This window comes from bacterium, assembly GCA_016703265.1.
Classification (GTDB): Bacteria; Krumholzibacteriota; Krumholzibacteriia; order LZORAL124-64-63; family LZORAL124-64-63; genus CAINDZ01.
Window position 1 is genome coordinate 445008 of the sequence record JADJCK010000004.1, and the last position, 14084, is coordinate 459091.

Annotated in this window: 11 protein-coding genes and 1 pseudogene; 1 reads left to right on the forward strand and 11 read right to left on the reverse strand. The window is 69.9% G+C overall.

Annotated features, from left to right (window positions below):
• Positions 1–234 precede the first annotated feature (234 nt).
• From IPG61_09290 to mqnE, 6 genes and pseudogenes are all read right to left on the reverse strand, one after another.
• Positions 235–3304, reverse strand: a pseudogene (locus IPG61_09290) (efflux RND transporter permease subunit).
• A gap of 11 nt (positions 3305–3315) precedes the next feature.
• Positions 3316–4698 carry an efflux RND transporter periplasmic adaptor subunit gene (locus IPG61_09295; GenBank protein MBK6734271.1) on the reverse strand — a complete coding sequence of 461 codons (1383 nt, stop codon included), beginning with the start codon at positions 4696–4698 and terminating at the stop codon, positions 3316–3318.
• Positions 4695–5246: a TolC family protein gene (locus IPG61_09300; GenBank protein ID MBK6734272.1), complete on the reverse strand. Its 552-nt coding sequence runs from the start codon at positions 5244–5246 to the stop codon at positions 4695–4697. The genes IPG61_09295 and IPG61_09300 overlap by 4 nt, the downstream gene beginning before the upstream one ends.
• Positions 5247–5270: 24 nt before the next feature.
• On the reverse strand, positions 5271–5924 hold the full coding sequence (locus IPG61_09305; protein ID MBK6734273.1) for a TolC family protein: 654 nt from the start codon (positions 5922–5924) through the stop codon (positions 5271–5273).
• A gap of 89 nt (positions 5925–6013) precedes the next feature.
• On the reverse strand, positions 6014–6352 hold the full coding sequence (locus tag IPG61_09310; GenBank protein MBK6734274.1) for a hypothetical protein: 339 nt from the start codon (positions 6350–6352) through the stop codon (positions 6014–6016).
• Between the two features lie 195 nt (positions 6353–6547).
• Positions 6548–7639, reverse strand: a complete 1092-nt coding sequence (gene mqnE, locus IPG61_09315) for an aminofutalosine synthase MqnE (protein MBK6734275.1) — start codon at positions 7637–7639, stop codon at positions 6548–6550.
• 196 nt (positions 7640–7835) lie between these two features.
• On the opposite strand from mqnE, the gene IPG61_09320 reads away from it, so the two are divergent.
• Positions 7836–9047 (forward strand): hypothetical protein, encoded by a 1212-nt coding sequence (locus tag IPG61_09320; protein ID MBK6734276.1) that lies wholly within the window; start codon positions 7836–7838, stop codon positions 9045–9047.
• 13 nt (positions 9048–9060) lie between these two features.
• Here the strand turns inward: IPG61_09320 and IPG61_09325 are convergent, their stop codons facing one another.
• The 5 genes from IPG61_09325 to IPG61_09345 all read right to left on the reverse strand — a co-directional run bounded on the left by IPG61_09325 (position 9061) and on the right by IPG61_09345 (position 14063).
• Positions 9061–9435, reverse strand: a complete 375-nt coding sequence (locus IPG61_09325) for a hypothetical protein (GenBank protein MBK6734277.1) — start codon at positions 9433–9435, stop codon at positions 9061–9063.
• A gap of 38 nt (positions 9436–9473) precedes the next feature.
• Positions 9474–10007, reverse strand: coding sequence for a peptide deformylase (def, locus tag IPG61_09330; protein ID MBK6734278.1), 534 nt, complete (start codon positions 10005–10007; stop codon positions 9474–9476).
• Between the two features lie 300 nt (positions 10008–10307).
• Positions 10308–11549, reverse strand: a complete 1242-nt coding sequence (locus IPG61_09335; protein ID MBK6734279.1) for an HNH endonuclease — start codon at positions 11547–11549, stop codon at positions 10308–10310.
• A gap of 226 nt (positions 11550–11775) precedes the next feature.
• Positions 11776–12096, reverse strand: a complete 321-nt coding sequence (locus IPG61_09340) for a hypothetical protein (GenBank protein ID MBK6734280.1) — start codon at positions 12094–12096, stop codon at positions 11776–11778.
• Between the two features lie 20 nt (positions 12097–12116).
• Positions 12117–14063, reverse strand: coding sequence for an ABC transporter ATP-binding protein (locus IPG61_09345; GenBank protein ID MBK6734281.1), 1947 nt, complete (start codon positions 14061–14063; stop codon positions 12117–12119).
• Positions 14064–14084: the final 21 nt, after the last annotated feature.

Consider the following 14084-nt stretch of genomic DNA (forward strand, 5'->3'; position numbering starts at 1 on the left):
CCGCCCCCCCACCCCCCCCCACCCACACCCCCCCCCCCCCAGGACGACCACTCGCCAAAATCGGACACCCACCTGCCGATTTTCATGGTTCGCAGTGAACCACGCCCACATCTGCATACTGTATGCGGGCCTATTCCCAGCTACGCCGCCGGGGGGAATCGCCTGTGACTTGCGTCGGCGCAAGTCAGGCCCCCGCAGCCCCCGTTGCGCCGACGCCATGCCGCAGGCGCACCCCTACCGCGCCGCTCCCCGCCTCTCCTCAACCCACCCATAAAGCACCGGCAGCACCACCAGCGTCAGCAGCGTGCTGGTGATCAGCCCGCCCATGACCACCACCGCCAGCGGCTTCTGGATGTCCGCGCCCGAGCCGGTGGCGAACAGCATCGGCACGTGGCCGATGAAGCTGGTCAGCGCCGTCATCAGCAGGGGGCGGAAGCGCAGGTCGCAGCCGCGCGTGACGGTCTCCTCGACGCCGGCGCCGCTTTCGCGCAGCTGGCGGAAGAAGGCCACCAGCACGACGCCGTTCTGCACCGCCACGCCCAGCAGCACGATGAAGGCCACCGCGGCGCTCACCGACAGCGGCATGCCGAACGCCACCACCGCCACGACGCCGCCCACCAGGGCGAACGGCAGGTTCAGCAGCACCAGGAAGGCGTGCCGGAACGAGCCCAGCGCCAGGTGCAGCAGGATCATGATCAGCAGCAGGGCCCTGGGCACGACTATGCTCAACTGGCGCATCGCCCGTTGCTGGTTTTCGAACTGGCCGCCGTACTCGAGGCGATAGCCGGACGGCAGTTCGGCGGCCAGCGGCGAGACGGCGGCGCGCACGTCGTCGACGAAGCCGCCCAGGTCGCGGCCGCGCACGTTGGCCTCGACCACCACGCGGCGCATGCCGTTCTCGCGCGTGACCTGCGCGGGGGCCTCGACCAGGGTGAACGTCGCCAGCTGGCCCAGCGGCACGCGCTCGCCGCCGGGGGCGGGCACGAGCAGCCGTTCGAGTTCCGCGACGTCGCGACGCGCGGCCTCGGGGAAGCGCACCACCACGGCCACGCGGCGGTCCTCCTCGATGAGCGTGGTGGCCAGGCGGCCGGCGGCGGCCGTCTCGATGGTGTCGTTGATCAGGCCCACGTCGATGCCGTGGCGCGCGGCGGCTTCACGGTCGATGACCGCGTCGAGCTGCGACATGCCCGTCACCTGCTCCACCTTGATGTCGGCGGCGCCCGGCACCGCACCCATGGCGGCGGCGGCGCGGTCGGCCACGTCCTTGAGCAGGTCGAGGTCGGGCCCGAAGATCTTCACGGCCAGGTCGCTCTTCACGCCCGAGATCAGCTCGTTCACCCTCAAGGCAATCGGCTGCGAGAACGAGTAGCGCAGCCCCGGTACGCGGGCCAGGTCGCGCGAGATGGCGTCGACCAGCTCGGCCTTGTCGCGTCCGCGGCTGAACTTGCCGCGCGGCTTCAGCATCACGAACACGTCGGTCTGCTCGGGCCCCATCGGGTCCTCGCTGATCTCGGCGCGGCCGGTCTTGCTGACCACCGTGTCCACCTCGGGGAACGTCAGCAGGCGCTTCTCGAGGAACTCGGCCACCTCCACCGAGCCTTCCAGCGAGGCGTTCGGCAGGCGCACCACGTTGATGGCCAGCGAGCCTTCGTCGAGCGGCGGCATGAACTCGGTGCCCAGCAGGGGCAGCAGCGCCAGGCTGCCGGCCAGGACCACGCCGGCCGCCAGCAGCGTGCGGCCGCGCCGCCGCAGCGCACCCTGCAGCAGCCGCAGGTAGCCCTGGTGGAAGCGCCGCACGAAGGAGAACTCGCGCTCGGGAGCCACGCGCAGCAGCAGGTCCGACAGCGCCGGCACCACCGTCAGCGCCACGACCAGCGAGACGAGCAGCGCGATCAGCATGGTCAGGGCCAGCGGCGCGAACATGCGCCCCTTCGATGCCCTGCAGCGTGAACAGCGGCACCAGCGTGATGGCGATGATGAGCACCGAGAACGCCACCGGGCGCGCCACCTCGATCACGGCGCGGGCCACGACCTCGCGTGGCGGTTCATCGGGCCGGGCATGCGCCAGGTGGCGGCGCACGTTTTCCACGACCACGATCGAGGCGTCGACGACCATGCCCACCGAGAAGGCCAGGCCGCCCAGGCTCATCAGGTTGGCGGTGAGCCCCACCTGGCCCATCACGATGAACGTGATCAGGTAGGTGAGCGGCAGCGAGAACACGACGATGAGCGCCGTGCGCAGCTCGGCCACGAACAGGAACAGCACCAGCACGACCAGCAGGCCGCCCTCGAGCAGCGCGTGGATCACCGTGTCCAGGCAGGCCTCGATCAGCGAGGTGCGGTCGTAGAACACGTTCAGGCGTGCGCCCTCGGGCAGCGTGGGGGTCATCTCGGCGACGGCCTTCTTGACGCGGTCGACCACGTCGCGCGAGTTCTCGCCCTTCAGCATGATGACCATGCCGGCAACGACCTCGCCCTCGCCGTCGCGCGTGACGGCGCCCTGGCGCGGCTCGGCGCCGACCACGACCTCGGCCACGTCGCGCAGGTAGACCGGCGCGCCATCCCTGGCGGTCAGGACGATGCGCTCGAGGTCGGGGATGTCGTGCAGCAGGCCCACCCCGCGCAGGTACACCTGTTCCCAGCCGCGCACGATGACGCCGCCGGCAGCGTTGGCGTTGCCGCGCTCGATGGCCTCGACCACGTCCGTCGAGGTGAGCCCGTAGGCCAACAGCCGGTCCGGGTCCACCAGCACCTGATACTGCTTCACCTGGCCGCCGAAGCTGTTGACCTCGTTCACGCCGGCAATCGGCTTGAGCAGCGGTGCCACCAGCCAGTCCTGGATGGTGCGCAACTCCATCGGGTCCAGGCCCTCGCCCTCGAGCGTGTACTGGAAAATCTCGCCCAGGCCGGTGCTGATGGGGCCCAGTTCGGCGTCGGTGCCGGGCGGCAACTGTTCGCGCGCGGCGGCCAGGCGCTCGAAGACCACCTGCCGCGTCCAGTAGGTGTCGGCGCCGTCCTCGAAGGTGATGACCACCTGCGAGAGGCCGGCCTTCGACAGCGAGCGCACGCCGGTCACGCGCGGCAGGCCGCGCATCGCCAGCTCGATGGGGTAGCTCACGCGCTGCTCGACGTCGACCGCGGCCAGGCCGGGCGACTGCGAGAGGATCATCACCTGCGTGCCGGTCACGTCGGGGAAGGCGTCGATGGGCAACCGCACCCACGCGGCCACGCCGACGGCCAGCACCACCGCGGTGGCCGCCAGCACCAGCACGCGGTTGCGCAGGAACCAGGTCAGGCTTCGCATGTCGGTTCCCTTCAGTCCGCGCAGCCGGCGCCCATTTTGGAGCGCAGCACGTCCGATTTCAGGAGGAAGGCGCCCTCGGCAACGACGGTTTCGTCGCCCTGCAGCCCGCCGGTGATCTCCACGCGATCGCCCCAGGCGCGCCCGGCCGTGACCGGCCGGCGCACGTAGAAATCGTCGTGGTGGTGCACGAACACGAACGAGCGTCCTTCGTCCTCGAGCACGGCTTCGCGCGGCAGCACCAGCGCGTGCTCGTCGCCCGGCAGCATCACCTGCACGGTGGCGAACATGCCGGCCAGCAGGCGGCCTTCGGGGTTGGGCACCGTCACCCGCAGCTTCACCGTGCGCGAGGCCTCGTCGATCGATGGGCTGATGAAGTCGACGGTGCCGGGGAACGTCTGGCCGGGCCAGGCGCGCGCGGCGACTTCGGCCGGCAGCGATTCGGGCTGCTGCTTGGCCATTGTCAGCTTGGCCAGGTCACGCTCGTAGAGGTCGGCCCAGACCCAGACCACGGCGATGTCGCCGACGGTGACCATCACCTGTTCGCTGTGGGCCGGCTCGCCGCCGACCGCATGCAGGAAGAGTACCGTGCCGTCGACCGAGGCGCGCAGACGCAACACGCCGCTCGCCGCCGCTTCGCCCGTGCCGAGTCCCAGTCGCGAGGCCTGGGCCTGCGCCGCCTCCAGGCGGATGCGTGCCGACTCCAACTCCTGCACGGCCAGTTCCATTTCCTTCGCGGAGGCGATGCCCTGCTCGCGCAGCGAGTTCGTGCGCCGGTGCGCCTGCTCGGTGTTGTCCAGGCGCGAGCGCGCCTCGCGCAGGTCGGCCGCGGCCTGCGCCGCCTCGCCGCTGTCGATCTCGACCAGCACGTCGCCCCGCCGCACGCGATCGCCCACCGCAACCAACACGCGGCGCACGATGCCTTCGGCCGGCGGCGCCAGATGGGCCACGCGCCGCTCGTCGAACCGCACTTCTCCTGTTAGCGCCAGCGGCGCGCGCACGGGCTCGCGCGCGGGTTGCGCCGCGTGCAGCAGGCCACCGGTGAACAGGTCGGCCGGCGCCTTCGTGACGCCCACTTCGTAGCGGCACTCGTCGCAGGCGAAGGTCTTCATATTGTGCTCGCACGAAGCCTCGAACAGCGCGGCGACGGGCTGGTCCAGGTCGGACGCCTCGGCCTCGCCGTGGTCGTGTCCGGCGTGCTCGTCGGCGCTTTCGGCTTCGGCGTGCGCGGCCGGTGCGGCGGCTTCGCCGTGGTCGTGTCCGGCATGTTCGTCGGCGCTTTCGGCCTCGGTGTGCTGACTGCCGGCGGCCTGCGGCTCCGCTTTGGTACCGCAGCCTGCGCCCACGATCGCCAGCAGCAGCGCGCCCATCGCCAGCGGGATGATGCGTGTCCTCATCGCCCGTCCCCTTCATGCAGCGGCGGCAGCGCCGCCAGGTACGCGACTTCCAGGGCGGCCAGCGCCGCGGACAGTCGCAGGTCGTTCAGGTCGCGACGGGCTTCGAGCTGCTCGCGTTGCGCGAGCAGGGCCTCGTCCAGCGTGATCTCGCCGAGCCGGTAGGCGACCTCGGACAGGCGCACGCTCGCGTCCAGCGCCGCGGTCACCGCTTCGCCGTTGGCGTCGAGCGCCGCCTGCAGTTCGTTCTGCCGGTGCCAGGCGGCGGTCACCTGCGCGAGCCGCGCGTGGCGCGCCGCCGCGGCCATGCTCTCCGCCAGCCGCGCCGCCGCTGACGCCTGCCGGCGCTCGCCCTGGCCGCGCGCGAACAGCGGCACCGTCACCGTCAGGCCCATCTGCACCAGGTCCGCCTCTTCCTCGCGGCCGGTGCCTCCGAACAGGCCCAGTTCGGGCCAGGCCAGTGCGCCCGCCACCCCGCGGCGCTTCGCGGCTGCGATCGCCGCTGCGTCGAGCGCCTTCAACGCCGGTTGCGCGAGCGCGGCCTCGCGCACCGCTGCCAGAGCCGGCGGCGCGGGCTAGACGGGTTGGCCGGTCAGTTCCGGCAGGTCCGCTTCATGCCATTGCAGCAGCGAGGCGAGGCGGGCCAACGCATCCAGTTCCCCGGCGCGGCTGTCGGCCAGCGCCGCCCGCGCGCGCGCCAGCGCCACGGTAGCCAGTGCCACATCCAGGGTACCGGTCTCGCCTGCGGCCTCGCGCGCTGTGGTCGCCGCATGCAGGCGCTCCTGCACCGCCGCGCCCTCGGCGGCCAGTGCGCGCTGTTTTCCGGCATGCGAAGCCTCGAGCCAGGCCCGCGCGGCCTCGGCCGCCGCCTGCGCGCCGGCGTCCCGGTACTCCCAGCCGGCGGCCTCGCGGTCGGCGCGTGCGGCGCCGATGCGCGGCCCGCGCCCGGCCAGGTCCAGCTTCTGGTCGAGGCGCCAGGCGCGATCGTACGAGCGACCATCCGGCGACGTGCGCCGCACCCGCTCGAGTTCCACTTCGGGGTTGTGCGCCCAGGCGCGGGCGGTCGACAGCGCACCGTCCGCGTCGTCGACACGCGCGCCGGCGGCCAGCACCTGGGGCGCACGCTCACGCGCCAGCCGCAGGGCTGTTTCCAGGTCGAGGGTGGTGGCGGCGGCAGGGGCGGCGGCGCCCAGCACGGCGGCCAGCCCCAGGGTGAGAAGGGCCTTCATCGATGTCCTCCACAACACGTCAAACGACACGACAGGTCACACGTCGGCTCACCGCGAGCCGGCGCAGCAGTGCGTTCAGGCGTGGAGGGTCATAAGCGCAGGACGGAAGCGCGGGGCGGCGCCGGCAACGGCGCGGGGGCGGGGCAGAAACCGGTGACGGCGGCGTGGGCCGCGGGCGCCGGCAATAACGCCAATTCCGGCAACAGGGCCGGCAGGGGCGCCGGCGGGGCCACCGACGGCAACATGGGATCGCTCTCGGCCGCACTGCGGACGGCGCAGCACGCGCAATCTTCCGGCTCGAGGGGCACCGCTTCGCAGGGTTCGTCGCAGCCGATCGGGTCGCAATGGCCCAGATCGGCGCTCAGGGCGTTACCCCCGAACACCAGGCAGCCCAGCAGGGCCAGAAGGATGCGGATGCGTGCGTTCATATCCCCGCAATGATAAGCCGTGGCGGCGGGGCGGGCAACCGGCCCGCGGTGTGAGCGGGGGATCGGCTGGTGGGGAGGGGTGCTTGAGGGATGGGTTGGCGCCGATGTCCTCGCTGTTGTCGGTCTCGAATCGACGAACAGTTGATACGTCAACCAATTGGCTGACGACAACGCTCGACCGAGAGGCCGCCCACCCTAGCCCGCCACCTCGATCTCGTTGTAGACCGTATCGCGCAGCACCGGCCGCAGCCCCGCCCCGCGGATGAAGGTGCGGATGTCCTCGACCGTCATGCCCTTGCCGGCGGCGCCGCCGGCCGCGAACGTCACGCGCTCGTCGATGACGGTGCCGTCGAGGTCGTTCGCGCCGAAGCGCAGCGCCACCTGGGCGATCTCGCGGCCGAGCATCACCCAGTAGGCCTTCAGGTGGGGGATGTTGTCGAGCATCAGGCGGCTGATGGCCACGACCTTCAGCTTCGTCGTCAGGTCGGGGCCCGGCAGGTGCGCGAACTTCGTGTCCTTGGGGTGGAACGCGAGCGGGATGAAGCACTGGAAGCCGCCGGTCTTGTCCTGCTGTTCGCGCAGGCGCACCAGGTGATCGACCCAGTGGCGCGGCTCCTCGATGTGGCCGAAGAGCATCGTGCAGTTCGATTTCAGGCCCAGCTGGTGGACGATGCCCGCCACTTCCAGCCAGCGCTCGCTGCTCATCTTCTTCGAGGCGATCTGCTCGCGGATCTCCGGATGGAAGATCTCGGCGCCGCCGCCCGGGCAGCTGTCGAGCCCCGCGGCGCGCAAAATCTCAATGGTCTCGGGCACCGACTTCTTGGCCAGCTTGGCCAGGAAATCGATCTCGACCATCGTGAACGCCTTCAGGTGCACCGTCGGGAACGCGGACTTCAGCGCGCGCAGGATCTCGACGTACACCTCGAACTTCCAGCGCGGATGCAGCCCGCCGACGATGTGGAACTCCGACACGTCCGGCGTATAGTCCTTGCGTGCCAGTTCGACGCACTGCTCGGGCGAGTACGACCACGTGCCCGGCGCGTTGGGATCGTCGGCGTAGGCGCACAGCTCGCAGCCCACGTAGCAGACGTTGGTCGGGTTCAGGTGGCGGTTGACGTTGTAATAGACGGCGTCGCCGTGCATCCGCTCGCGCACGAAATGGGCAAGCATACCCAGGGCGGGCAGGTCGTCGCTCGCCGCCAGGCGCAGGCCGTCCACTTCTGACAGGCGCTCAGCGGACTCGACCTTCAAGGCGATGTCGCGCAGGGGATGGGTCAGTGGGAGCACTCGGGTCACCGCCGGCTGGCTGGGGTCGTTCGCTTCGTTGGCCGGCTCCAAAGCTAGGCCAAATGCGGCCGGCCGCCAATTGCCGATGCGCAAAGATCCTTGCTTCGCGGGGCGCCGCCCGGGTAAGATGCAAACGGGATATCATTTAAGCCAGGCGCCGCCCATCCGGCCAATGCGCGAATCAAGGAGACCACCGATGTCCAGCCTGCGTCCTTTCGCCGCGGCCATGGGGCTCATGCTCCTGTCCTCGCACGCCATCGCTGCGCCCGGCGCCGGCGCCATCTCCCTGCAGTTCAACACCTCGGCCCGCGCCGCGGGCATGGGAGAAACGGGCATCGCCACGATCTGGGGCGCCGACACCAATGTCTGGGCCAACCCCGCCATGCTCGCGTTCCGGCCGGGCCTGCGCTACGGCACCATGCACTCGAAGCTCGCCGTGGGCCTCGCCGACGACATCTACATCGACAAGAAGGAGCTGACCTTCGGCGTGCCGGGCGCGGGCCTGCTCTTCGCTGACGGTCCCCTCGACCATGTCTACCTGGACATGGGCGAACAGCAGGGCACCGACGAGTCAGGCAATTTCACCGGGACGTTCAGTTCCTACATGAAGTCGCAGTCGTGGGGCGTCGCCGTCGGCGCCGCCGACCTGCTCCGCCAACTGAAGATCGCCGACATCGGCGGCTGGGTCGATGTGGCCGGCGGCATCGTCTGGAGGGACTACGAGGACATGCTTGCGGCCGACAACATCATCCAGGACGCCTTGCCGGCCGGCACGGCAGAGGCCTCGGCCCGCGACCACGGCTGGGTGGCGCGCGTGACGCCGCTGAACACGCTGGCGCGCGCGGCCAACGCCGGCGAGGCGCAGCTCGGCTTCCTGATCGAAGCGAGTTACGCCCGCGCAACGCTGAACGACACGGACGAGTGGATCGTGCACGTCGATGCCGACCAGCGGGATCCCATGCCGACCATGAACCTCTCGGGCTGGGCCCTGCACGGCGAACTGCAGGCCGGGCCCCGCCTGTTCGAAAGCGCGTCGGACCGGTTACGCGATACGATCATGCCGCTGGTCGCCGTCACCTACTCGCAGCAGACCATCGTGCCGGGCTATCGCTGGACCGGCACCGAATACATCTACGACCGCGACGAAAGCGGCGACTTCGACGAGGAAAACTGGGGCTGGGAGATCTCGCTGTTGAACATGCTGCACCTGCGGCGCGGCCATGTCGAGGCGCTCTACGGCGACATCGACGGCGACACCGAAGGCTGGGGCCTCAGCCTGCAGGCCGGCCGTTACGGCGGCTTCCGCTACGACAAGGCGACTGTGCCGCAGGCGCAGGGGTTGCCCACCGTCGATCGAGAAGGCTGGCAGTTCTGGGTCGATGTGCTGGCGGTGGCGTCGAAGAAGTGACGCCGGCGAACGACTAGTCGTCCGCCTTCGCCGCGAGCCGCAGCGTCGGGTGCAGGCTCACGTCGAACACCCGGTGCTTGCCGCTCTGCACCGCGCGGATGCGTTCCACGCTCGCGCGCAGGCCGGCCAGGGCCACGGTGATCTCGAAATTGCGGTAACGGGAGCCGAAATTGCGCAGCTTCTGCATGGCGGCGATGAGCTTGCGCTCGGACTCGAGCATCTCCTTGCGCGCCAGCAGGTCGTAACCTTCGCAGGTCTCCAGCAGGCCCATCCAGAACAGCTCGTCCCGGCCCTGGGCGCTGGCCAGCCCCTCGGCCGCGAGCTTGCCGGCCAGGGTGAAATTGCGGTTGTTGAACGCGCTGACGGTGCGGTTCAGGACGTCGCTCATCGCCGGCTCCTCCTGCGTCGGAGGGCCAGCCTCCGCCGCTACTCGAATTCCTCGGGATCCAGGTACCGGTTCGCTTCCTCTTCGTAAGCGAACTTCGCCTTGTCCTCGATGCGGTCCACGTACAGCACGCCGTCCAGGTGATCGCACTCGTGCTGCATCACGATGGCCGGGTAGCCATCGAGGTCGAAGTCGAGCTTCGAGCCGTTCTCGTCGTACGCCCTGACGTTGATCTTGTCGGGACGCTCGACCCAGCCCCTCAGTCCCGGCACCGACAGGCAGCCTTCGTACATGCCCAGCCGCTCCGCACCCGGCCGCACCGAGACTTCCGGATTGATCAGCACCCGGAACTTCGGCCGACCCGCGCGATCGGTCTCGCCGCCGGCGATCACCAACCGCACCGGCTGGTGCACCTGCGGCGCCGCCAGGCCCACCCCGCTGTACTCGGCCATCGTCTCGTACATGTCCTTGATCAGCCGTTGCACCTCGGGCCCCGTGATCATTTCCGGGGCGATCGTGGTGCACTTCTGACGCAGGACCGGGTGCCCCATGCGGGCGACCTTGAGAATGGCCATGACGGCAAGCCTCCTGACGAACCGGGTAATGGGCGGCGTTTGACGGCCCCACCATAATCCGGATTCGCCGGGCGTGCAAAATCCTGATCTGCAAGTCGCGGACCGCCCGTATTGGCACCGGTTTGGGTGATTGGGGCCGTTTTCGCCGCCGACCGGGCAGCCGCCCGGGAAATCCCGTCCCCGCCCCCCGGCACGAACTGCCGTGCCGACCGGGTGGCTTTGGTGAACCGGGACCGGCATCGCGAGCTGTTCAGGGCATAGTGGACCTTGGTGCCGCCACCGGTGGAGCGCCGCGCCTGCTCACGCCTCGACTTGCGCCGGCGCAAGTGCGGCCGCCCGCCCACCCGTGTCCGGCGCCTTCGCGCGCACTTGCGCCGGCGCAAGTGCGGCCTCGCGTGGCGCCTCTTCATGAGCGAACGCATGACATCGCCCGCACAACGTCACCAGGTTCGCCGCCTGGTTCGAGCCGCCACGACGGCGCTGCACCATGTGATGCACCTCGAGAAACGCAGTGGCCCCGCACCCCGGCGTTGTGCAGCGATGCCGATCGCGTGCCAGCACCGCGCGCCGCACACGCGGGGGGATCGTGGCCCGGTTCGGCCGCCCCGGCTCCAGCACCTGCGTGTCACACGCAAGGGCCGCCACTTGCGCCGGCGCAAGCGGCCGCTCGCCCGTCGCCGTCGTGACCGTCGCGGCGGCGCAGTCGGGACACTGGTGCACGACGATCTGCACGGGGGCGCGGCGCGCACGGTGTGCCTCCTCGCCGCCGTCATCGCTTGTACCGTCGACCAGCCGCTCCAGCGCCGCCAGCACCAGTTCCATGCGGCCGGCCTGGGCCGGCACGCGGCCCTGTTTGCGCGCCCGCTCGACGAGGGCCTCGAAGCGCGCGACCTGCAGGGCATCGGCGCGCAGCGCGACTGTTGCGGGGATCGCGGTGTCGGGCATGGATGTGGACGGCGCGGCGGTCGTGACTGTCCCAGACGTGGCAGTGCCGGCCACCGGCGCGCCCAGTCCCAGCGCCAGCTGACCCGCGCCGTCGTTGAAGCAGGCGGTCGAGCCGGCGCACATCCCAGGCGCTTCGCCGTGCGTCACGCCCCGGGCGACCTCCCGCGCCACACCCCGCACCCGCGCCACCTCGGCCGTCACCGCCGCCGCCAGCTCGCGTCGCCCGCATTGCCCCGCGCGCTCGACCCATGCCGCCTCCGTCTGCGAGGTCGCCACGCGCGCCACCTGCTGGGCCTTCGTCCAGCCGACGCGTCCGTCGGCCACCGCTTCGCGCAACGAGGGCAGGCGGTCCAGGTCGTCGGCCAGGCGCTTGAACTGCCAGAAGCGATTGCGGGAAAAACCGAGCCTGTGCACTGCATACAGTTCCAGCGAGGCGTGACCCAGCACCCGATACAGCTCGCGCCGCTGCACCTCGGCGAACCAGAGGACGGCACAACGATGGGCCTGATCGGCAACCGCGAGAGCCTGGCGCAGGGCGGCGTCGACCGCACCGGCGGGCTGGCCGGGGGTGAATTCGGGCAGGGTCTGGAGGGCCATGGAGGGCTCGGATTCCGGGAGGAAGGCCGGGCTTTCATTGTGGGCGAAATATAAGCGAATATAAGCTTTGCCGCAAGGGTGAAATAATGTTATTTGTCTGCGTACTGTATACGGGTCGCCGTTTGGCTGGAAGGAACTGGTGACCTCGCTCAGGATTCCAGCCCCGGGCTTCCCGCAGCCGCACACTTGCGCCGGCGCAACTGGCGCAACCGCCCCAACCCCAACCCTACCCCTCCACCCCCGCCCCACCCGCCATCAACGCGATGTTGAACGGGAACAACTCCGCCCCCATCACCCCGCCCTTCACCGCGGGATCGGCCGCCATCAGTGCCGCCGCTGCGGCCGAGTCGACGGCCTCGAAGATGACGATGCCGAAGGTGCGCTCGCCGCTGTCGGTGGCGCGGCCGGCCAGCCTGAGGGAGCCGGCGGCGAGCAGGCCCTGCAGGTAGGCGAAGTGTTCGCCGACCAGGCGGGCTTCGCCTTCGGTGGGGCCTTCGGTGAGCATCTTCGGGCGGGAGGGGCGCAGCACATAGGCGAACTGGTTCATGGGGAGGGAACCTCCGGCAGCTAGTTCTTGAACTGCAGGTCGTACAGCTCCTTGTAGCGGCCACCGGCCGCCAGCAGCTCGTCGTGCGTGCCGACCTGCACCACCTGGCCCTGTTCGAGCAGGCAGATGCGGTCGGCGCCGCGGATCGTCGACAGGCGATGGGCGATGACGATGGTGGTGCGGTTGCGCACCAGGCGGTCGATGGCTTCCTGGACCAGCTTCTCGGATTCGGTGTCGAGGGCGCTGGTGGCCTCGTCGAGCAGGAGGATGGCCGGGTCCTTGAGGATGGCCCGCGCGATGGACAGGCGCTGGCGCTGCCCGCCCGAGAGCGTGACGCCGCGGTCGCCGATGATCGTGTCGTAGCCGCGGGGCAGCTTCATGATGAACTCGTCGGCGTTGGCGGCGCGGGCGGCTTCGCGCACCTTCTCCAGCGGCACGCTGTCCAGGCCGTAGGCGATGTTGCGCAGCACCGTGTCGTGGAAGAGGATCACTTCCTGCGTGACGATGCCCATGTTGCGGCGCAGCGACTGCGGGTCCAGTTCGCGCACGTCGATGCCGTCGACCAGCACGCGGCCCTGCTGCGGCGTGTAGAACCCGGGGATCATGTCCATCAGCGTGCTCTTGCCGGCGCCGCTCGAGCCGGCCAGGGCCACGACCTGGCCCGCGCCCACCTTCAGCGAGACGCCGCGCAACACCGGTTCGCCCGGCAGGTAGCTGAAGTGGACGTCCTGCAGCTCGACCTCGCCGCGCGAACGGCCCAGGTCGCGCGTGCCCGCCAGGGTGGCGGTCTCGGTCGGCTCGTCGAGCACGGCGAAGATGCGCTCGGCCGCAGCCAGCCCCGCCTGCAGCTCGGCGCCCACCTGGCCCACGTTCTTGAGCGGCCGCACCATCGAGAAGATCGCGAACAGGAAGAAGATGAACATGTCGGGGGCCATGAGGCCGCCCGTGAACACGCGGCTGCCGCCGAACCAGAGCAGGAACAGGCCCACGGCCATCGACAGCTGCTCGGTCAGGGGCGAAGAAGCCTTCATCGTGTAGTCGAAGCGGAAGACCTGCTTGAACAGCTCCTGGGCCTGCCGCGTGAACTTGGCCGTCTCGAACTTCTCCATGGCGAAGGCCTTGATCACGCGGATGCCGTAGACCGTCTCCTGCAGCGTGGAGGTGAGGTCGGCCATCTGCTCCTGCTGGCGATGCGAGATGCGCCGCAGCGTGCGGCTGATGCCCAGCACCACGGCCAGCGAGGCCGGCATCAGCGCGAACGCCAGCAGCGTCATCTGCCAGCTGATGATGAGCGCCACGGTCAGGAACATGACGATATAGATGGGTTCCTTGACCAGCTTCATGAAGCTGGCGCCCACGCACTGCTGGGCCACGAGCACGTCGTTGGTGGCGCGGCTGATCAGTTCGCCGGCCTTGTGGCGGTGATAGAACGCCAGCGGCAGGTCGGTGAACTTGCGGTAGAGCTGGCCCCGCAGGTCGCGGATCACCGCGTGCCCCACGTAGGCCATTAAAATCTCCTGCAGGTAGCAGGCGATGTTCTTCAGCAGGGTGAAGAAGAAGAAGGTCAGGCAGATGCGCAGCAGGGCCTGCTGCTTCGTGCCCTGCAGCAGGTGGGTGGCCGCCCAGGCCTTGAACTCGAGCTTGATCTCGTCGACCCAGCTCACCTGGCCGCGCAGCGCGTTGTAGCGTGCGGCCCGCTCGGCGTCGGTCTCGGCGCGCGGGCCGCTGTCGCCCGTGATGGCATTAGTAGTGCCGTCGGTCACGGTAAGCGTCGGCGCCTGCTCCGGCGCGGGGGCCGTGGCCGCGGCCGGCTCATCGCCCTTCAGGAACAGCGTCTCCAGGAACGGCGAGAGCATGGCCGTGCTGAAGACACTGGCCGCCGAGAAGATGAACATCGCAATGACCGCCATCACCAGTTGCCCGGTGTAGGGGCGGACCATGCGGAGCATGCGCAGGTAGGTCTTCAAGCCGGTTTCTTCCTTGCGGTG

Excerpts from the sequence above, each read along its gene's own strand:
- IPG61_09335 (MBK6734279.1), bottom strand. The coding sequence starts at position 11,549 with ATGGCCCTCCAGACCCTGCCCGAATTCACCCCCGGCCAGCCCGCCGGT.
- IPG61_09295 (MBK6734271.1), bottom strand. The coding sequence starts at position 4,698 with ATGAGGACACGCATCATCCCGCTGGCGATGGGCGCGCTGCTGCTGGCG.
- IPG61_09340 (MBK6734280.1), bottom strand. The coding sequence starts at position 12,096 with ATGAACCAGTTCGCCTATGTGCTGCGCCCCTCCCGCCCGAAGATGCTC.
- IPG61_09310 (MBK6734274.1), bottom strand. The coding sequence starts at position 6,352 with ATGAACGCACGCATCCGCATCCTTCTGGCCCTGCTGGGCTGCCTGGTG.
- IPG61_09320 (MBK6734276.1), top strand. The coding sequence starts at position 7,836 with ATGTCCAGCCTGCGTCCTTTCGCCGCGGCCATGGGGCTCATGCTCCTG.
- def (MBK6734278.1), bottom strand. The coding sequence starts at position 10,007 with ATGGCCATTCTCAAGGTCGCCCGCATGGGGCACCCGGTCCTGCGTCAG.
- IPG61_09325 (MBK6734277.1), bottom strand. The coding sequence starts at position 9,435 with ATGAGCGACGTCCTGAACCGCACCGTCAGCGCGTTCAACAACCGCAAT.
- IPG61_09305 (MBK6734273.1), bottom strand. The coding sequence starts at position 5,924 with ATGAAGGCCCTTCTCACCCTGGGGCTGGCCGCCGTGCTGGGCGCCGCC.